The sequence below is a fragment of the Actinoplanes sp. OR16 genome, assembly GCF_004001265.1.
In the GTDB taxonomy this organism is placed as follows: Bacteria; Actinomycetota; Actinomycetes; order Mycobacteriales; family Micromonosporaceae; genus Actinoplanes.
Window position 1 is genome coordinate 7,825,804 of the sequence record NZ_AP019371.1, and the last position, 19,639, is coordinate 7,845,442.

General features: G+C 70.4%; 14 protein-coding genes and 3 pseudogenes. 7 read left to right on the forward strand and 10 right to left on the reverse strand.

Annotation, left to right across the window (positions count from 1 at the left end):
* Nucleotides 1-103: 103 nt before the first annotated feature.
* Nucleotides 104-205: pseudogene (locus EP757_RS44900) on the reverse strand (DUF6531 domain-containing protein); the annotation flags it as partial.
* Between EP757_RS44900 and EP757_RS44270 the strand changes: the two are divergent.
* Nucleotides 204-1,049: a hypothetical protein gene (locus tag EP757_RS44270; protein WP_232050185.1), complete on the forward strand. Its 846-nt coding sequence runs from the start codon at nucleotides 204-206 to the stop codon at nucleotides 1,047-1,049. The pseudogene EP757_RS44900 and the gene EP757_RS44270 sit on opposite strands and share 2 nt — an antisense overlap.
* 72 nt (nucleotides 1,050-1,121) lie before the next feature.
* Here EP757_RS44270 and EP757_RS36085 read toward each other — a convergent pair whose 3' ends face one another.
* The 4 genes and pseudogenes from EP757_RS36085 to EP757_RS43075 form a co-directional block, all read right to left on the reverse strand.
* Nucleotides 1,122-1,448 carry a hypothetical protein gene (locus EP757_RS36085; RefSeq protein ID WP_127552845.1) on the reverse strand — a complete coding sequence of 109 codons (327 nt, stop codon included), beginning with the start codon at nucleotides 1,446-1,448 and terminating at the stop codon, nucleotides 1,122-1,124.
* The gene (locus tag EP757_RS36090) at nucleotides 1,448-5,599 is read right to left on the reverse strand and encodes an RHS repeat-associated core domain-containing protein (protein WP_160165992.1); all 4,152 of its coding nucleotides are present in this window, start codon (nucleotides 5,597-5,599) and stop codon (nucleotides 1,448-1,450) included. Before EP757_RS36090 ends, EP757_RS36085 begins: the two co-directional genes overlap by 1 nt.
* 87 nt (nucleotides 5,600-5,686) lie before the next feature.
* A pseudogene (locus EP757_RS44905) lies at nucleotides 5,687-6,256 on the reverse strand (DUF6531 domain-containing protein); the annotation flags it as partial.
* A 1-nt stretch (nucleotide 6,257) separates the two neighbouring features.
* Nucleotides 6,258-6,707 (reverse strand): hypothetical protein, encoded by a 450-nt coding sequence (locus EP757_RS43075; protein WP_160165993.1) that lies wholly within the window; start codon nucleotides 6,705-6,707, stop codon nucleotides 6,258-6,260.
* 113 nt (nucleotides 6,708-6,820) lie between these two features.
* Here EP757_RS43075 and EP757_RS44910 point away from each other — a divergent pair.
* The 3 genes and pseudogenes from EP757_RS44910 to EP757_RS36100 form a co-directional block, all read left to right on the forward strand.
* A pseudogene (locus tag EP757_RS44910) lies at nucleotides 6,821-7,435 on the forward strand (serine/threonine-protein kinase); the annotation flags it as partial.
* 378 nt (nucleotides 7,436-7,813) lie between these two features.
* On the forward strand, nucleotides 7,814-8,485 hold the full coding sequence (locus EP757_RS44915) for a hypothetical protein (RefSeq protein WP_370457878.1): 672 nt from the start codon (nucleotides 7,814-7,816) through the stop codon (nucleotides 8,483-8,485).
* Nucleotides 8,486-8,493: 8 nt separating this feature from the next.
* Entirely contained in the window at nucleotides 8,494-8,976 is a 483-nt protein-coding gene (locus tag EP757_RS36100) for a DUF6529 family protein (protein WP_232050186.1), read from the forward strand.
* Here EP757_RS36100 and EP757_RS36105 read toward each other — a convergent pair.
* The gene (locus EP757_RS36105; RefSeq protein WP_127552848.1) at nucleotides 8,957-9,946 is read right to left on the reverse strand and encodes a hypothetical protein; all 990 of its coding nucleotides are present in this window, start codon (nucleotides 9,944-9,946) and stop codon (nucleotides 8,957-8,959) included. The two genes, EP757_RS36100 and EP757_RS36105, sit on opposite strands and share 20 nt — an antisense overlap.
* A gap of 43 nt (nucleotides 9,947-9,989) precedes the next feature.
* On the opposite strand from EP757_RS36105, the gene EP757_RS36110 reads away from it, so the two are divergent.
* A complete protein-coding gene (locus EP757_RS36110; protein ID WP_127552849.1) occupies nucleotides 9,990-10,481 on the forward strand; it encodes a hypothetical protein in 492 nt (163 codons plus the stop codon).
* A gap of 45 nt (nucleotides 10,482-10,526) precedes the next feature.
* Here EP757_RS36110 and EP757_RS36115 read toward each other — a convergent pair whose 3' ends face one another.
* The 3 genes from EP757_RS36115 to EP757_RS36125 form a co-directional block, all read right to left on the reverse strand.
* The gene (locus EP757_RS36115; RefSeq protein WP_127552850.1) at nucleotides 10,527-11,141 is read right to left on the reverse strand and encodes an FMN reductase; all 615 of its coding nucleotides are present in this window, start codon (nucleotides 11,139-11,141) and stop codon (nucleotides 10,527-10,529) included.
* Nucleotides 11,138-12,235 carry an LLM class flavin-dependent oxidoreductase gene (locus EP757_RS36120; protein ID WP_127552851.1) on the reverse strand — a complete coding sequence of 366 codons (1,098 nt, stop codon included), beginning with the start codon at nucleotides 12,233-12,235 and terminating at the stop codon, nucleotides 11,138-11,140. Before EP757_RS36120 ends, EP757_RS36115 begins: the two co-directional genes overlap by 4 nt.
* 133 nt (nucleotides 12,236-12,368) lie before the next feature.
* Nucleotides 12,369-14,099 (reverse strand): ABC transporter ATP-binding protein, encoded by a 1,731-nt coding sequence (locus tag EP757_RS36125; RefSeq protein WP_127552852.1) that lies wholly within the window; start codon nucleotides 14,097-14,099, stop codon nucleotides 12,369-12,371.
* A 144-nt stretch (nucleotides 14,100-14,243) separates the two neighbouring features.
* Here EP757_RS36125 and EP757_RS36130 point away from each other — a divergent pair, with 144 nt between their 5' ends.
* Both EP757_RS36130 and EP757_RS36135 read left to right on the forward strand, forming a co-directional pair.
* Nucleotides 14,244-14,792, forward strand: coding sequence for a TetR/AcrR family transcriptional regulator (locus EP757_RS36130; protein WP_127552853.1), 549 nt, complete (start codon nucleotides 14,244-14,246; stop codon nucleotides 14,790-14,792).
* A 345-nt stretch (nucleotides 14,793-15,137) separates the two neighbouring features.
* A complete protein-coding gene (locus EP757_RS36135; protein ID WP_127552854.1) occupies nucleotides 15,138-15,371 on the forward strand; it encodes a hypothetical protein in 234 nt (77 codons plus the stop codon).
* Here EP757_RS36135 and EP757_RS36140 read toward each other — a convergent pair.
* On the reverse strand, nucleotides 15,343-19,404 hold the full coding sequence (locus tag EP757_RS36140) for an FtsK/SpoIIIE domain-containing protein (protein ID WP_127552855.1): 4,062 nt from the start codon (nucleotides 19,402-19,404) through the stop codon (nucleotides 15,343-15,345). The genes EP757_RS36135 and EP757_RS36140 overlap by 29 nt on opposite strands.
* Nucleotides 19,405-19,639: the final 235 nt, after the last annotated feature.

Sequence of the window (19,639 nt, forward strand, 5' to 3'; positions counted from 1 at the left end):
CAGCGATCCCGACAACCCGGCCATAACCAGCACCCTGACGAGCAAACAACGCCTGCTGACCATCCGGCCCGCAATAAACAGCACCCACATCCGACGACACCAACCGGCAATCAGCCCACGACGACCAACCCCGACCGAAAACACCCACCACCGCCGACCGGCTGTTGTAAACCCTGCGCCAATGATGGGAATCGGACACCACCATGACGAAATTCCCACTAGCAGTATTAACCGGATCATCAGCGAAGCCACTAGTCGGCGGGAACCCGTACGAAATCGGATCATCAAAAGTCACCGAAACGCGACCACCACTCAAACCCGCCGCCCGCAACGACGCCGCAATCGCCGCATCCGGCAGAAACCCGAGACCACCATCCCCGCCCGCCGCCCGGAAAGCCTCCGCGATCCGCGCCACCCACCGCGCATCGACCTCATTGAGATCCAGATACCGACCGAACGCGCTGATCAACGACGCCGCGTCGAGAACACCCCAGCGGTTGCCGTCCCGGAACTCGGCATACGCGGCCCGCAACCGCGCCGCCTGCCCGCGCAGCTCATCGTCGGCCGCCCGGCTGCCGCTGACGAACGCGTCCAGATCCTCCGGGCGGGCCGAGCTGGTAGCCATCCGCTACTCGCCCGACATATCGATCATCGCCATCCCCCGAATCCGGCAAGTGATTGCGATGATAGGCCTGCTGCACGGACAATGTCAGTCCGGAATAGCTCCGTCAAATTCGATCAACGAATGCGGGGGAATGGTCACGATGGCGGCACGGGTACTCTCGACGGACCAGGCCAAGACGTCCATCCAGCAAATCCAAGCGATCATCAACGGCGGCCTGACCGACCAGATCGCGCAGCTCGACGCGCAGGGAAAGATGCTGTCCAACCCGGACGTGTGGGACGGCCCGCTGGCGCAGCAATTCCGCGACCAGACCTGGCCGGAGACCAAATCAGCGCTCGACAAGGCCAAGCAGGAGCTGGATCAGCTCCGCGACCAACTCCAGAAGATCTCCCAGAACATCATGACCGCCGGCGGCGGCTACTGACCACGAAGGCCCTCAGGGTCCGCGTGCCGCCCCTCAGCCGCGGCCCTGGCAGCCTCCCGCGTGCTGAAGCGCTCACGGCTCCACGACGATGTAGTCGTTCTCGGTCTCGGCGAACGGGTTGACGGTGGTGCTGCGGGCCGCCGACTCGATCACGTTGTCACGGATGACGATGTCGTAGACCCACTCCGGGTCGTCGCCGCACAGCGAGCACGCCTCCGGGACGCCCTCCACCCGCACCAGCCGCGCCGGCGAGCCCTCCTCGTTGACGCCCCAGCGCAGGGTGTCCCCGAGTTCGTACTCGTGAGCCCACAGCTCGCCGTACTTGAACTGCACCCGCCTGCGGATCTGGTGAGCGCACGCCGGGCACGTCTCGTCGATGGTCAGCACGTTGAACGCCATCAGAACGGCTCCACCGGGTACGGGAAGTCGCGCAGGAAACCGATGAACTTCTTGTCCGCCGTTATCAGCGGGATGTCGTCCCTCATCACTGACGCCGCCACGCGCGAGTCCTTCTCCTTCAGCCGCCTGCTGTTACCGAACTGATCCTTCATCTCCAGGGCGCGTTCCCGCAGCGCCTCCGCCTCGGACTCGGGTGCGTCCGCGCCGATCCGGCCGCCGCGCTGGTCGAGGAACTCATCGAAGCGTTCCTGGGATCCGCGAGCCAGATATTCGGAAGCGGCCTGCGGTGAGACTACCGGGGCCCGGCCGGCCAGCGCGGTGTCGAGGCGCTGCATCTCGTCGGCGTCGAGCGCACGGATCAGCGGATTCGCGTCCACGCCGACCTCGGGCGGGCGCGGCGGCGGCTCGGGCATCCGGGAGGGCACGTCGGCGCCGAGCTTGTTACCGGGCGCGGGCACCGCGCCACCGGTGAGCAGGTCGGCGGCCAGGGCTTTCGGGCTGAAGACAGGGCCCCCGGTCAGGCCACGTTCGACGCTGCCGCTGACCAGGGACTCGGCGCTGTTGAGGGCCAGCTCGCGGACGAACGGGTTGGTCGCGGCCAGTTTTGCGGTGCTGCCCAGCGCCGCGACGGTGCCCGCGCCGGCTGCTCCGGTCAGGGCTCCCACCAGGGCGTCCTTGCCCACCTGGCCCCAGTCGACCTCGCCGGTGGTGAATTTCTGGACGCCCGCGCTCGCGCCGCCCGCGATCAAGCCGCCGGACGCCGCCATCAGGGCTATGCCGGCCGGCCCGCCGACGCCGGTGAACATCAGGGCCACGCCGCCGACGACCATCGCGCCGGCCGCCAGGTACTCCCAGTTCTCCCCCACCCAGTCGGCCGCGCCCTCGAAGGCGCCGCTGCCCATCTCGTCGCGGTAGGCGCCCAGTTCGCTGTCCGAGATCGGTCGCAGTCCGAGGGGGTCCGCGTGGCCGACGGGGTCGTTGCCGGCGTAGTGGTACGGGTTTCCGGCTACCGGGGTCCCCGGGACGGGAGGCATCGGGTCGGGGCTGAGGAACGCTCGCGACGACGGGTCGTAGACACGGTTGCGCAGCCAGGTCAGGCCGGCGAACTCCAGCTCGCCGTGGAATCCGAGTCCAGGATCGGTCAGGGCCGGCGCGCCCCACTCGTCGCGGTCCTCACCGACGGTTCCCTGCCAGTCCGGTGTGAGCTGCTCGGATCCGGCCTGCCAGGGCACTCCGTGCGCGGCGACCGGAGTGGTCCCGATCAGGCAGGGCCGTCCGTCCCACACGATCGGGCTGCCGTCCACCTCGGCCAGTTCGCCCAGCGGATCGATGCGCACGCTGATCGTGCGGCCGCCGGCGGTGATGGATTTCAGCCTTCCGAAACCATCCCATTCGTACGACCTGGACGGGTCCCGTAGCCGACGCCCGGACTCGTCGTACTCATAGCCGGAATCGGTCAGCTGGCCCGCAGCGTCATAGGTGAACCGCTGTCCGCCGTCGCGGACCAGGCGGCCTTCGGCGTCGTAGTCGAGGGTCCGCCCGTCGGCGGCGACGAGCTGCCCGGCCGCGTCGTACCCGTAGGAGTGCTCGCCGTCCCCGATGATCCGCCCGGCCGCGTCCCGGGTGAGCCTCGCCGCCCGGTCGCCGAAGGCGTAGCCGCCGAGCCGTCCGTCGGCCGTGCGCTGCCAGGTGGCGCGGCGCGCGTCGGCTCCTTCGACTGCGGTGATTCGTCCCAGGGCGTCTCTTGTGACAGTGAGATGACCGGTCAGCGGTGCTGTCATATCGGACAGCAGCCCACCGTCGTCGTAGCGGTAGGTGATCGCGGAGCCGTCCGGCAGAGTGAGGGAGATCCGCTCGCCGTCCGGCCCGTACCGCCGGACCGTCGCCAGTCCGCCACGGCGCCCAGACGGGTCGTCACCGCGCTGGTCGTCCGGGGTGGCGTGGTCGTGACCGCGGCTGCTGGTGATGGTCCGGCGGCGTTCCCGCAGGCGGCCTGCCCGGTCCCAGGTGAGGGTCAGCTCCAGGTCGGCCTCGCGGACCGCCACCGGACGGCCGAGAGGGTCGCGACGGAAGGTGATCCGGGCGCCGTCGGCGGCGGTGATCGTGGCTACCCGGCCCGAGGCGTCGTACGACCAGCTCACGACACGGCCCGTGGCATCGCTCCGGCTGGTCAGGCGGCCTGCGGGGTCATAGGTGAACCGCGTCGGGCGGCCCAGCGGATCGGTCACCTCGACGACCCGGCCGGCTTCGTCGTGACGGTACGACGTGGAGCCGCCGAGCGGGCCGGTCACCCGGGTCAGCCAGCCGCGCGGGTGGTACTCGTAGGTGGTGCGGTTCCCGAGCGGGTCCAGGGCGGCGACGACGCGGCCGGCCTGGTCGCGGTGGAAACGGCGGGTGCCGCCCTCCTGATCGGTGATCGCCACGACACGACCGGCCGCGTCATAGGCATACCGGATGCCGTCACGTTCGGTGAGTCTGCCCGCCGCGTCGTAACGCAAACGGACCAGCCCGGCGGCGATCATCGCGCCGTCGGCGTCATAGCGGTAGGAGGTGCGGCGGCCGGCGCCGTCGACCCGAGCGCTGACCCGGCCGGCCGAGTCATGTTCGAAAGCGGTCACACGGCCTGCCGGCGAGACGAGCCGGCGGATGCGGCCGGCAGGGGTGTACTCGATCCGGGTCGGTCCGCCCTCGGGGCCCTCGATGAAGGTGCGCCGGCCGCAGCGGTCATAGCCGGCGCGGGCCGCCGTGCCGTCCGGCCGCAGGTGGGCGACGGTGCGGCCGAGCCGGTCGTAGGCGAAGGTGCTGCCGGTCAGGCCGTCGCCGAGGGCGGTGATCCGGCCGGTCACGTCGACCGTCGCGCTGTGCCGGGTGCCGGCCGGGTCGATCGCGGCGACCAGGTCGCCCTCGGCGTCGTACTCGCGCAGCCACGTCGCGCCGGACGGATCGGTCGTCGCCGTGAGCCGGCTGAGCGCGTCGTAGGTCAGATCCCACTTCGCGCCGTCGGCAGCGGTCATCCGAGCGAGATTGCCGAGGTCGTCCCAGCGCAGGCCGGTGACGTGGCCGAGCGGATCGGTGGTCGTCTCGGCGTTCCCGTGCGGGCCGTAGGCGGTCTCGCGGCGGGCGCCGGACGGGTCGGTGACGGCCACGATGCGGCCGCCGGGCGAGTATTCGTACGTCGTCACCCCACCGGCCGGATCCTGCCGTTCGACGAGGCGGCCGCTGCCGTCGTACCGGAAACGGGTCTCCCGCCCCAGCGGCGTGACCGCCGCGACCAGCCTTCCCTCGTCGTCGCGTCGCAGCCGTGCGGTGTTGCCGAGCGCATCAGTGACCGCGATCAGGTCTCCGGCGTCGTCGAACCCGAAGGACAGGGTGACACCGTCAGGATCGGTCACTTCACGAACAAGGCCATCCTGTACGGCGAACCGCGCGACACCGCCCTCACCATCGACGACCTCGACCGGGGTCCGCTCCTCGCCCGAGTATCGATATCGGACAACGGCGCCGTCGGCCGACACCTCCACGACGCGTCCCGCCTCGTCGTAGCGATACTCGAAGATCCCGCCACCGGACTCGGCACGTCGCAGCAGGCGGCCGCGTGAGTCCCATCGGAGAGTGGTGACCGCGCCTCGGCGATCGGTCACCGTGACCGGATTCCCCCACTCGTCATAGGTACGGCTCAGCCGCGCCCCGTGACCGTCGGTCACCGACAGCAGTCGTCCTCGCTGGTCATGGACGTAGGTGTTCGTCACCTCGCTGCCGGCGTCACCGACCACCGTGACCCGGCCGGGCAGATAGGCATAGCGGGTCCGCCGCCCGAACCGTGACTCCTGCTCCACCACGCGCCCATCAGCGTCGTAGCTGTTCCGAGCCTCGACCACACCGTCCGCGTCGACGACGGCGACAACCCGGCCGTGCTCGTCGACCTCATAACGGTTGTCACCCGCAGAGACGAGAACGCCGTCCACATAGCCGAAGGAGACGTCCCCGACAGCGGTGACCCGGTCCCCCGACCACTCCAGCGCGACCGTCCGGCCGCCACGCCCGGTGACACCGACCAGCCGCCCCTGCACATAACGGAACGCGAGCCGGTCCGCCTGCAGCAGCCGCCCCGTGCCGTCGAACACCCACACCCGGCCGTCGAACCACCGCAACTCCAGACCATCACCAGCCGGCACCACCTCGGCAGCGATCCCGACAACCCGGCCATAACCAGCACCCTGACGAGCGAACAGCGCCTGCTGACCATCCGGACCGCAATAGACAGCACCCACATCCGACGACACCAACCGGCAATCAGCCCACGACGACCAACCCCGCCCGAAAGCACCCACCACCGCCGACCGGCTGTTGTAAACCCTGCGCCAATGATGGGAATCGGACACCACCATGACGAAATTCCCACTAGCAGTATTAACCGGATCATCAGCGAAGCCACTAGTCGGCGGGAACCCGTACGAAATCGGATCATCAAAAGTCACCGAAACGCGACCACCACTCAAACCCACCGCCCGCAACGACGCCGCAATCGCCGCATCCGGCAGAAACCCGAGACCACCATCCCCGCCCGCCGCCCGGAAAGCCTCCGCGATCCGCGCCACCCACCGCGCATCGACCTCATTGAGATCCAGATACCGACCGAACGCACTGATCAACGACGCCGCGTCCAGAACACCCCAGCGGTTGCCGTCCTGGAAGGCCCCATAGGCCGCGCGCAGCCGGGCAAGCCGCCCCCGCAACTCGTCGTCGGCCGCCCGGCTGCCGCGGACGAACGCGTCCAGATCCTCCGGCCGAGCCGAACTGGTCGCCATGTCATTCCCGGACAGCGACGGCCGGCGGCGGGGCGGTGTAGACCGGTGGCGTGATCGGATCCGGCACCGGCGGCAGGTCGTCCTCGCCGAACAGGAAGTCGCCGATCTTGTCGAGAACGCCCTCCTCCTCCTGCCGGCGCTGCCATTCGCGGGCCTTCTCCCGCCGGTTCTGCTCCTCGCGGGCGAGCCGGGCGAGCTCGTCGACCTGGTTCGCCGCCTGCCGCATCGCGGTCGCGAGACGCTGTGCATCGGTCACGCAGAGGCCCATCCGGGTGGCGAACTGACGCGCGTACGCCCCGCGCCACTCCTCGGTGGCGACCGTCGCGGCCGCGGTCCGCCGGGGAACCACCCCCTCGCACTCGTCGGCGCTGGAGCGCAGCTGGGCAGCCAGATGGGTGGCCGCGTCCCAGTCGAACGGCACGTCTTCGGAAATCCCCCGCAGATCGACCATCGCCATCCCCTGCAATTGGCACGTGATTGCAAGGATAGGTGCGGAGTGAGGACAATGGGGAGTCCTGAATTAGTCCTTGATCCTTTTCAGTGATCTTTTAGGGGGCACGGGGAATGGCCGATCAAGAAGCGCTCGGCCGGGAATACCTCCTGCACGAGGAGATCGGCCGGGGCGCCGTGGCAGTGGTCCGCCGGGTCACCAGCCGGTCCGGAGGCCCGCCGCTCGCCGCGAAACTGCTGCGCCCGGAGTTCGCGTCGGACCGCCGCGTCCGCGAGCTGTTCCTCCGGGAGCAGGCCGCGCTGCGCGACCTCGACCATCCGAACATCGTGGGACTGCGCGACCTCGTCGTCGAGGGCGACACCTTGGCTTTGATCATGGACTTCGTGGACGGGCCGAACCTGCGCCGCTACCTGGAGTTCCGCGGCGGCCGCCTGCCCGCACCCGAGGTGGCGGCGATCGCCGGGCAGGTCGCCGCCGCCCTCGCAGCGGCCCACGCCCAAGGGGTCGTGCACCTCGATCTGAAACCGGAGAACATCCTGGTCGTTCCGGGTGCCGGGCCCCCGCAGGCGCGGATCACCGACTTCGGGGTGGCGGTGCTGCTGCACGACGCCGAGCGGGGCGCGCCGGGCGGCACACCGGGCTACACCGCCCCGGAGGTCTTCGGGGGCGGTGTAGCCACGGCTGCCGCTGACGTGTGGTCGCTCGGGGTGCTGATGGCCGAGCTCTCGACGGGCATCCCGGGGATGGATCCGGGCGTGCTGCCGCCGTCGCTGTCCCCGGTGGCCCGCGATTGCCTGGCCGCCGACCCGAGGCAGAGGCCGCCGGCGCGCCGGGTGGCCGCCTACCTGCGCAACGCCGGCGCCGCGCCGCCGCCAGCGGCTGCCGAACCCGGATCTGGGAACGCCGCACCGCCCCCGGCCGCCGCCGAACCCGGATCTTGGAACGCCGCACCGCCCTCGGCCGCCACCGGAGCCGGATCCTGGAGCGCGGCGCCGCCCCCGCCGGCTCTCCACGACACCCGGCTCCGGCCCGGCGTCACTCCACCGGCGCCAGCGCCACCCCCGACGCCACCGGCGAAGACCTCACGGTGGCGACGTGGACCGCTCATCACCCTCGGCGTCGTCGCTCTCGTCGCGGCCACCCTCGCCGGCATCAACGCGGCGTCGGCCGGGGAGCAGAACGGCCAGGCGATCCAGCAGATCAGCGTGCCGCCGAAAGTGACGCCGCAGACCGAGCCGCAGACCGAGGCGCCGACGACCGAGCCGACCGCCGCCATCAGCACGACACCGGTAGCGGAACGGCTGCGGGTCACGCTCGCCGGTCGTGTCGAGGACGACGCCGGGACGCTGGCGATCTCGATCCGGGACGGGACGGCGATCGCGTACATCTGTGACGGCGACCGGGTCGAGGCCTGGCTGCAGGGCACCGCCAAGGCCGGCAGGCTCGCGCTCAAGGGCAAGGGCGGAAGCAGGATCACCGGTACGTTCGACGCCGATGAAGCGGAGGGTGACGTCACCGTCGACGGCGATACGCACGCGTTCACGCTGAAGAAGGTGACGAAGCCGTCCGGCCTCTACCGCACTGCGGCCCGGGTACGCGGGGCCCAGATCAGCGGCTCGTGGATCGTGCTCGACGACGGCCGGCAGGTGGGCGTGGTGACCCGGGACGGCGTGCCGGGGCCGGCGCCCGCGATGGACGTCGCGAACGGGCAGGTCAGCGTCGACGGTTCCACCCTGGACACGGAGTCGATCGACGTCGACAGCGGGGAGGGGTTCTGAGCCCCCGCGTGTGGCTGCCGGTGGTGGCGGGTGTCGGTGTCACGGTGGGGCTCGGTGTCTACGGCCGGTTGCACGAGCCGTCCGGCACGCCGGTCCTCGTCGGCCTGCGGGACGGCAAGGCCTGGCTGGCCACGGCGGTGCTGCTGTTCGCCGTGGTCCAGCTCGTCTCGGCCACCGCGATGTCCAAGGACGTGCCGTGGACGCCGGCCCTGCACCGGTGGAGCGGCCGGATCGCGGTGCTGCTGTCGCTGCCGATCGCCGTGCACTGCCTCTACGCGCTCGGCTTCGGTTCAGCGAGCCTGCGGACACTGGCGCATTCGACGCTGGGCTGCTTCTTCTACGGCGCGTTCGTGACGAAGATGCTGGTGCTCAGCAGGCCCGGGGAGAGCCCCGGCTGGCTGCTCCCCCTGCTCGGAGGCCTGGTCCTGACAGCGATAGCGGGCTTGTGGCTGACCTCGGCACTGTGGTTCTTCACCGCGTCAGCAGCTTGAGAGGAACGCTCTCCCGGCCGGGCCGCACCGACAGCGGCCCGGTCCCGCAGTCCCCGCCGGCCCGGCTGCCCACCGGCGCGATCACCAGGGTGCCGCCACGAGTCTTCTCCGGCACCGGGATGGCGACCCGGATCGCCCCGGTGAAGACCATGCCGACCGCCGGCGACATGTCGAGGCGGTAGTCCCCGGTGGCCACAGACGACCCGAACCGGAACGACGACCCCCGTAGCCGCAGGTCGCAGTCGTTGCCGGCGGCCTCGACGGTCACCGCCAGCCAGGCCGACCCCTTCCGGGCATAGCCGACGTCGGCGAGGCCGGGCACCAGTTCCGCGCTGATGCTCAGGAACACCCCTTTGGTCCCGCTGACCGCGAACTGCGGCCCGTCGGTCTTCTCCATGCGGGGGGTGTCGTAGAACAGCGCGGTGTCGGCCCGTTCCACGCGCACGCCGGTACGCAGGTTCAGCGTCTGCGGCCGGCCGTCCTCGACCGTCACGCTGACCGGCGCGCCGGCCGGCACGGTGAGGACCAGGACCGGCAGGGTCAGTTTCGCGATCCGCGTGCTGCGGTCGCCGGCCCGCACCGTCACCGGCGACGACGGCAGATCCTCCGCCGAGCCGAGCGCCGCGACGACCACTTCCTGACCTTCCGGCGCACGCATCATGGCGTACCCGATCAGATAGTTGCCGATCGTCTGCTCCCCGCTCCGCGCATCGACGACGGGATGGAACGTCTTCAGCAGCGGGCCGGCCTGCGCCGGCAAGGATGCCAGCTCCCAGCCCGCGCCGCGCATCGTGGAAGCCGCCGGCGGTTCGGACGCCTCGCTGGCACCGATGTAGTCCGCCGGCAGTGTGACCTCGGGATCGGGGCTGGAGGACGGCGCCGGCGACGGCGACGGCGATGGAGCAGGCGCCGGATCCGCGCCACAGGCCGTGACCAACAGAAGCAACGGGATCACCAGAAATCGACGCACGCCATCATGGAAGCACGAACGTGTCCGGCTATGCTCACCGGCCGTGTCCCCCGAACGACGCACCTACCGCCGGCACGACGGCCAGCTCATGGTCGTCATCGCGATCTGGGCGGCCGGACTGATCTTCTGCCTCGCAACGGCGGGACGGCCCGCCCTGGCACTCACGATCATCGGGCCGGTGGGGCCACTCCTCTACGTGGGCGGGCTGACCGCGAGCGTGACGGTCACACCGTCCGAGGTGCTCGTGAACAACATCTTCGTCCGGCGGCGGATCGCCCGCAGTCTGCTCGTCCCGCCGGTCCCGGACGACTCGTTCCTGCGGCTCCCCGGCGATCGGCTCGTCGACGTCACCGCGCTGTCCTCGGCCATCGAACGCCGGACCGACGGGCATGCGGTCCGGTGGCTGCGGTCGGCCTTCGCCGAGGTGCCGGCCCTGCCGGACGACGGGCGCCGGACACTGCGGCCCCGCCTGGAGAACATCGCGATCGCCGTGGCGGCCGTGGGCACCTGGCTGTGGGACTGGAATCTGTGGTGACAGGAGGGTGGCCCGGACGACAGTCCGGGCCACCCGAGCGAGGAATCAGAGGTTCTTCAACAGGTCCTCGAAGTTGCTGGTCAGCTCGAACGGGTCGGTGACCACCGCCGGCTCCCGGCGCTCGACCTCGCGGGCCAGTTCGCCAGCGGCCCGCTCGATGCGGCCCCGCAGCGGACCCTCGACCGAGTTGGCGCCCCAGTCGTCGCTCGCCGCGAAGACGCCGGTCGGCAGGATCGCGGCGCGCAGGTAGGCGAAGAGCGGCCGCAGCGCGTGCTCGATGACCAGGGAGTGACGTGCGGTCCCGGCCGTCGCGGCGAGCAGCACCGGCTTGTCGACCAGTGCGTCCTTGTCGAGGACGTCGACGAAGCTCTTGAACAGGCCGCTGTAGGAGGCGCTGAACACCGGCGTGACCACGATCAGCGCGTCGGCGGCGGTGACCGCCTCCTGCGCCTGCTTCAGCGACGCGGGAGCGAAACCGGTCAGCATGTTGTCGGTGATCTCGTGGGCCAGGTCGCGGAGCTCGATGACCTGAGCGTCCAGGGTCACGCCGAGCCGGGCGGCGGCGCCGACCGCCGCCGCGGACAGCTGGTCCGCGAGCAGGCGGGTCGACGACGGCTGGCTGAGTCCGGAACTGATCACAACGAGCTTGCGCTGCTTCATGCCGAGACCTCGTCCTTCTTCTCAAGCTTGGCGGCCAGCAGGGAGGCGTGGGTCGGCGCGTCCGGCACGTGCGCCGGCTTCAGGGCGGCGAACTCCTTGCGGAGCACCGGGACGACCTCGGACCCCAGCAGGTCGAGCTGCTCGAGGACCGTCTTGACCGGAAGGCCGGCGTGGTCCATCAGGAACAGCTGCCGCTGGTAGTCGCCGACGTACTCGCGGAAGCCCAGCGTCTTGTCGATGACCTGCTGCGGGCTGCCGACGGTCAGCGGCGTCTGGGCGGTGAAGTCCTCCAGCGACGGCCCGTGGCCGTAGACGGGCGCGTTGTCGAAGTAGGGGCGGAACTGCTTCACGGCGTCCTGACTGTTCTTGTTCATGAACACCTGGCCGCCGAGGCCGACGATGGCCTGGTCGGCGGAGCCGTGGCCGTAGTGCTCGAAGCGCTGCCGGTACAGCTGCACCATCTGCTGGGTGTGCGACGCGGGCCAGAAGATGTGGTTCGCGAAGAAGCCGTCACCGTAGTAGGCGGCCTGCTCGGCGATCTCCGGGCTCCGGATCGAGCCGTGCCAGACGAACGGCGGAACCTCGTCGAGCGGGCGCGGCGTCGAGGTGAAGCTCTGCAGCGGGGTGCGGAACTTGCCCTGCCAGTTGACGACGTGCTCGCGCCACAGCTGGTGCAGCAGCGCGTAGTTCTCGATGGCGAGGGGGATCCCGGCGCGGATGTCCTTGCCGAACCACGGGTAGACCGGCCCGGTGTTACCGCGACCCAGCGTGAGGTCGACGCGCCCGTCCGCGAGGTGCTGCAGCATCGCGAAGTCCTCGGCGATCTTCACCGGGTCGTTCGTGGTGATCAGCGTGGTGGCGGTGCTCAGCTGCAGGGTCGTGGTCTGCGCCGCGATGTAGGCGAGCGTCGTCGTCGGCGAGCTGGAGAAGAACGGCTCGTTATGGTGCTCACCGAGCGCGAACACGTCCAGGCCCACCTCCTCCGCGTGCTTGGCGATCGTGACGATGTCCTTGATCCGCTCCGCCTCGGTCGGGGTCCGGCCGGTGGTGGGGTCGGTCGTGATGTCGCTGACGCTGAAGATTCCGAACTGCATGACCGCTCCTGGTGCTTCCGGCCGGGGCTTCTGACGTCCCGGACTGCCCTGCACAACTTCCTTGACGCAGAAACTATTTCAGATTCAAAGAACTTCGTCTGCGGCGGGGGTCACACCTTTTAAACGCCTCGGGTCAGACGGTGGTCGGCTGGGAGGCGGCTATGCGCAGGGCCTCGACCAGGCGGCGGTAGAGATCGTCGGATTCGTAGAGGTCGGTGTGGGTGCCCTGGGCTCGGATCAGGCCGTTCTCCATCACCACGATCGTGTCGGCGTCGAGGACCGTGGACAGGCGGTGGGCGATCGTGACGACCGCTCCCTCGGCGGCGCGTTCGCGTACGCACTCCTGCACCGCCGCCTCGGTCAGGCCGTCGACCTGCGCCGTCGCCTCGTCGAGGAGCAGCACGTCCGGGGTGCGCAGTAGAGCACGGGCCAGGGCGATCCGCTGACGCTGGCCGCCGGAGAGGTCCGTGGAGGCGAGCGAGGTGGCCAGGCCGTCCGGGAGTTCGGCGAGCTTGTCGTCGAGGCGGACGGAACGGAGGACGGCGCGGAGCTCGTCGTCGGTGGCGTCCGGGTGGGTGTAGCGCAGGTTCTCCGCGATCGTGCCGGGGACCACCGGCGTCTCCTGTTCCACGTAGGCGAGCCGCGCCCTCACCTGATCATGCGAATAGCCGCTGTACGGCCGGCCGTCGAGCAGGATCTCGCCGTGCTCCGGTTCCAGGAAGCGCAGCAGCAGGGAGAACAGTGTCGTCTTGCCGGCGCCGGACGGGCCGACGATCGCGAGATGACCGCGCCGGGGCACCACCAGGTCGATGCCGCGAACAGCCTGCGGGGCGTCGGGGCCGTAACGCGCTGTCACGGATCGTAGTTCCAGAACGGGGCTGTCCCCGCGTACCGGGAAAGAGGCCGCCGGCGAGGCGGAAAGCTCGCCCTCGATGTCGCTGAGCTGATTGATGCGCCCGGCGGCCGCGATGCCGGCCTGCAGAGCCGTGAGATTCTGCGTCAACTCGGTGATCGGGCCCATCAGCTGGAACACGTAGAGCAGGAACGCCACCAGTGCGGACACCTGCAACAGGCCCTCGCTGGCGCGCCACGAGCCGACCGCCAGAATCATGATCACGGCGAGGTTGACGCCGGACCAGGAGATCGTCCACACCGAGGCGCTGATCTTCGCGGCCTGGTAGCCGTGGGTCGCCGCGTCCTGTGCGTTGCCGATGATCCGCTCACTCTGGCGCTGCTCGGCGCGGCTGGCCTTAACGGTGCGTATCGCCCGGAGCGCGCCTTCGAGGTTCGCCCCGAGCCGGCCGACCGACTCCTGCGCCGCCGTCTGCGCCGTCCCGATCTTCGGCAGCAGCATCGCCATGATCACGGCGACCAGCACCACGGCGATGAGCGTGCAGCCGAGCAGCGTCAGGTCGAGCACGCCCATCAGCACGATCGTGCCGATCAGCCCGACGCCCGCGTTGATCAGGCCGACGATGCTGCCGGACGCCTCGTGCAGCAGGGCGGTGTCCGACGTGACCCGGGTGACGAGCTCGCCGGTCGATCGTTTCTGCAGGTCGTAGACGCGAGCCTGGAAGTACCGCTTGATCACCGAGGTGCGGGCGTCAAGCACGATGCGCTGCGCGAGACGACCCATGACGAGCCACTGCCAGAGGGTGATCACGGCGCCGGCCACCAGGAGCGCCAGCAGCACGGCGATCGGTTTCCGCAGTTCGACCCCACTGCCGAAGGAGTCGAGCACCCACTTGGTGACCATCGGCGTGGCCAGGCCTGCGGCGTTCCCGATCAGGCCGAGGATCAGGCCGAGCAGCAGGGTACGGCGGTGCGGTCGCAGATATTCGAGCAGCGTCCTGAGTCTCGGCATGCCCATAGTGGAACATCACTGTTCCAGATTGGGCAAGTGTTAGCCTGTGCCAGTGAGCGATCCTCAACCCGACATCGGGCCTGAAAGCGGCGGACCGTTGTCCGGCGCCGGCAAGCGAGGCCCTCGTCACGGCGAGAAGGCTCAATGATTCATCCGGGGCCCCGTGCTCGCACGCGGCAGGCCATCCTCGACGCGGCGATCACCGTCTTCGCGCGCAACCCCGCCGCCCCCCTCGGCGACGTGGCGACGGCTGCCGGGGTCGGCCGGACGACGCTGCACCGCTACTACGCCGATCGCGCCGAGCTGATCGTCGCCCTGCGCTCCGAGGCACTGTCCCGCCTGGAAGCCGCCCGTGTCCGGGCCCGCATCAGCGACGACACCGCCGGCGACGCGGTCCGCCGGCTCGGCCAGGAGTATTTCGACCTCGGCGACGTGCTCTCGCTGCTCTTCAACGAACAGGTGTCGCTCGATTCGGTCCCCGCGGGAGGCGGCTGCGACCCGGAGTTCACGGCGCTGGTGGCACGCGGGCACGCCGACGGCACCATCGATCCGTCATTGCCCGCCGATTGGGTGCAGAGCGTGCTGTGGGCGCAGCTCTACGCCGGCTGGAGCTACATGGCCGAGCAGCGGGTCTCGCGCCACGAGGCCCTGCGCCTGGTTCTGCATTGCCTGGGCGGCGCTCTGCGGTCTTGATCCGCATCTTCTGCCGTTCTGAAAGCCTCATCGCGCTGCCACCGTCTCGTGCCGCACACCGCCTAGAGCATCCTAGGAGGATAGGACTTTGCGGTGGGCCGGACGGAGCACGAGAGCGGGCCGGGAGGTCATGGGGAACTGGCATACTGACCGCTCCGACACGACCACGCTGCGTGTCAGGATTATGGGGTGTCGGTCTCGCTATCAGAGTTCGGGCAGCTTGCGGGCTTGCCCGAGCCGGCTGATGGGCGCCGTCATCTCGTGGCGTTACCTCGGGAACGACCGCGGGCGCCGGAGAGTCAGCGCCGGCATCTCGTTGCGCTCCCGCGAGGGCGGCCGCCGCGGTTGACGATCCCACTGGATGTGGGGCGGCCGGCTCCGGCGATCAGAGAACCCGCGATCAGAGAACCGGCCTCCGCGCGGCGCAGGGAAGCCGTCTCGCCCGATGTGCTGTTCTCGGTGGCCAGCGGCCCGGCCGGGAAGGATCACCGGCCCGCTGTCGCCGTCGTCGCCGCGTTCATCGTGCTGCTGACCGTGTGCGGCGGAGCGTTCACCGCTCTGAGCCTGGCACTTCACTGACACCGACCTGCGCGATGTCCCACTCGCCGTTGTGGATCAGGTAACCGCGACCCGGTCCCAGCCGCACCGGTGAACGACGCGGCAGGGTCACCCCGAGCAGGTCGCCGTCCAGGTCGACGTTGGGGCGCAGCAGCAGACCCGTCTTGGATCGTCGTACCGTCTGGGTCCAATGCCCGTAGAGCGTCCGCAGCGCATCCGACCGGCCCGCCGCGATCACGTGCAGGTCCGGGCGGCCCATTCCGAGCAGGCCGGCGATCGCACCGTCCGCGTCGTCGAGGGCTTCGGCGTCGTCGATCAGCAGAATCACCGGTCCGTCGGTCGTCCGCAGGTCGGCCAGCAACGCAGCCGCCGCCCCACCGGCCGGTGCGAACCGGTCCAGATCGTCGCAGGTCCGCAACGGTGATCGCCGCCCGCCCACGCCCGCGACGAACGCCCGTCCCCGCACCACCGCCGCGAGCGTCAGCAGCGCCGTGCTCTTGCCACAGCGGGCCGGCCCCGCGATCAGCGCATGATCACCTTCGTAGAGCACGAGCGACGCCACTCCGAGATCCGACTCCTGCACACCGAGCGGCAGCCGCCACGGTTCATCCGACAGCGATGGTTCCGGCAGATCAGAAACGGCCACGACCGACGGCAGCACGCCGATCCGGTTCGCGTATACCGAAAAATTCGGATACTTCGCGGCAACCGCCGCGACCAGGAACGCGGCCGACGGCGCCGGCCGCCCCACCTGCGCCTGCAACCCGGCCGGCAGCGACACGAATCGACCCGCCACCCGAGCGGGCACGTCCTTGCGGGTCAGCCCGGCCTGCACATAGTCGTACGGATCCGGCAGCCGGAACAGCCACCGCTGCGTGGTCACCGCCGTCCACGCCGCCGGCACGGTGCTGAATCGGTCAGCCGTCACCGCGAACCAGATCCCGGCCGCAGTGCCGTCCGCATAGAGCCGGGTCAAGATGTCCATGATCGCCAGACCCTCGACGTCGTCGAACGCGGCGCGCATCGCGGACAGGTTGTCGATCAGGACCAGCAGCGGCCGGGACGGCTCGGATCGACGGCGGTCCAGCTCCGCGCGCAGGTGACGGATCAGCCGCACTTGTCGTTCCCGGTCATCGGCGATGATCACGGAACCGGTGTGCGGCAGCGATTCGAGCACACCGAGGTCCCCGGTGCCGTAGTCGATCGCGTAGATCTCGAGCTGATCCGGTGCCCGCGCCACCGCGAGACTGAGCGCCAGGGAGATCAGCGTCGTGGTCGTTCCGCTCCCGGTGATGCCGAAGAGCAGCAGGTTCCCGTCGGAGGGCTCCCAGCCGATCGGCAGCTGCCGCTGATTGTCCGGGTCGTCGGCGAGCGCCACCACAGCGACGGACTCCGACGGCGGCAGCGTCGCCAGATCGATGTCACCACTGATCGGTTCCGGCCACGGTCGGTGCGGCGCCGGCATACCGGCGGCGGCTTCGGCGACAGCGTCGACGAGACGCGCGAGGTCCGTGCGGCGCGAGCTTTCCACAACCTCCGGGGTACGGGTGGAAGCCCCGCCCGCCGGGGAACCGAAAACGAACGGCTCCACCGCGACCGGAGCGTCGTCCCCTCCCCCGGACACCGTGGTCACCAGCGCCGTCTGGATGCCGACGACCTCGCCCGGTCCCAGGCGCACATAGGCGCGGCCGGGCAGGAGCCGGCTCAGCTCGGCTGCCTCCCGTACCCCGATCACATCAATCGAATCGGCCGCATCCTGCACGCGAAGCGCAACCCGGAGGTTGGTGTTGGTGCGGATGTTGTCGTTGACCGCGCCGGACGGCCGCTGGGTGGCGAGGATGAGGTGCACGCCGAGGGTGCGTCCGCGCTGGGCGATGCCGACGAGGGCGGTCAGGAAGTCCGGCAGCTCCTTGGCCATCGTGGCGAACTCGTCGATCACCACGACCAGCCGGGGCATCGGCTCGGTCTCCGCCGCGCCGCTCCGGACGTACTCGATCAGGTTGTCGGCCCGTACCTCCCGCAGCCGCCGCTCGCGTCGCCGCAACTCCGCCTCCAGGGCGCGCAGTGCCCGCTCGCCGAGCTGTTCGTCGAGGTCGGTGACGAGACCGACGGTGTGCGGCAGCCGGGCGCACTCGTCGAACGCGGCGCCGCCCTTGTAGTCCATCAGCACGAACGTGAGGTGCTGCGGGTCGGCGCCGGCCGCGAGCGCGGCGACCAGGCTGCGCAGCAGCTCGCTCTTGCCGGAGCCGGTGGTGCCGCCGATCAGCCCGTGCGGCCCGTCCCGGATCAGGTCGAGGGTGAAGACGCCGTTGCCGGTCATGCCGAGCGGGGCGGTGAGCGCGATCGGGTCGGCGCGGCGCCAGCGTTCCCGGATGGCCGCGGCGTCGATGCGGGCGAGACCGAGCATGGGCAGGAGACGTACGCCGTCCGGCAGCCCCGCGCCCGCTCGCCGCGATTCCGGGTCGTCGAAGCGGGCCAGATGCCGGGCGCAGGTCCTCGCCTCGGCGACGGCAAGGCCCGCGAGCAGCACGTTCTCCACGGCCGTGCCCTCGGCGGGCCGGCGTACCGTGGCGTCGCCGTCCGTCCCGACGATCTCGATGACCGTGTCGCAGGCGGCCGGCAGCCGATCCGGGGTGGCGGCGAGCACGATCCCGGCGACCGCGACCGGCGGCGCCTGCCCGAAAGCTCCCGGCGCCCCTCCCCGCGCCCCTCCCCGCGCGCCGAACGCACCCGACGCTCCTGGCGCGCCGAACGCTCCGGGCGTTCCGAATGCTCCGGGCATTCCGGGCGCTCCGGCTGTGGCGACGCGTGCCGCGTTCAGCAGGTCGCGGGCCGGGGAATGAACACCTTCGGTCAGCACGTCGGAGTCGAGCACTACCAGGGCCGTTCCGGACGCGCCGCCGGCGGCGAGTTGCCGGAGCATGCCGTCGCTGCGGTCGCGGCGGTGCGACAGCCACCGCCCGCTGTCGTCGCCGAGCCGGGTGTGCGGCAGCCACTTCGACCATTCCCAGTCGGGTTCGCGGCCGTCGTCGACGAACACGCCGACGGTCAGGTCGGCAGGCCCGTGGTGGACGGCGGCCTGGCAGAGCAGGCTCCGGGCGACGGCGAGCGATACTTTCCGGTCACCGGCGATCCCGACGATCCCGCCTCCGCCGAGCGCGATCTCGACGGGCGCGGCCGGGAGGCGCGCGGCGGCGACACGCTCGGCGACCGGATCGGGCAATTTGCCGGATTCGGCGAGTACCGGCGGCTGCCACGGCCGGTCCGCGATCCCCGCGCTGAGCAGCAGGTAGTCGTCGTGGTGCGGGCGTCGCTCCCAGAGCCGGACGCTGGGCAGGGCCGCGCGGCGCAGTGTCTCGGCCGGGTCAGCGAGGATGTGCCGCAACCGATCACGTTCGGCAGCGCCGGCCTCAGCCATGCGCTGATCGAGTTCGGTCAGCCCCTCCTCGAACTTTCGCTCCCCCTCGGCGGCCTCCCTGCGGTTGCGCCGCCGCGACTCGACGTAGGTGCCGATCCCGATCAACGGTGAGAGCAGCGCGAACAGCCCGAACCGCAGATCCCTGGTGATCGCCACCATGAGCACCGCGATCACCAGTGGCCCGAGCGTCGACGCGATGCTGAAGTGCGCTTTCGCCGGCTCCTTCGGCTCTGCCGGAGCGGTGACCTCTTTAGGTCCGGCGGGTGGCGCGGACCGTGGAGGCCTGTTGAACGACACGGTGCCGCCACGCCCGAGATGCCGTCGCAGATCAAGCCCGGCCGGACGATCGGCGTCGCCGGGGACGCGCACCCCGAGCGCCACCGCACCGACCCCGAGCACGTCCCCGGGCACGATGCGGGTGGGATCCCTTCCGGTCACACCATTGATCTGTACGCCGTTGGCGGCCCCGAGGTCGGACACCGTGACGCCCTCGTCACCGACGTCCAGCACACAGTGCTCGCGCGAGACCGTCTCGTCCTCCAGCCGTACCGCCGCCGCCGGCCCGCGCCCGACCAGCCACCGCCCGACCGGCAGCGAGAACACCTGCCCGGACCGCAACCCGGCGACCGTCACCACCTCAACCGCCCCCGGGAAAGCCGTGCCGGGGGAAGCCGTGCCCGGGAAAGCGGCGCCGGGGAAAGCCGTGCCCGGGAAAGCGGCGCCGGGGAAAGCGGCGCCGGGGAAAGCGGTACCTGGGAAAGACGTGCCCTGGACTGGGCTTCCCGGGACTGCGGTACCTGGGACTGCGGTACCTAGGAAAGACGTGCCCGGGACTGAGCTTCCCGGAACTGGGCTTCCCGGGACTGGGCTT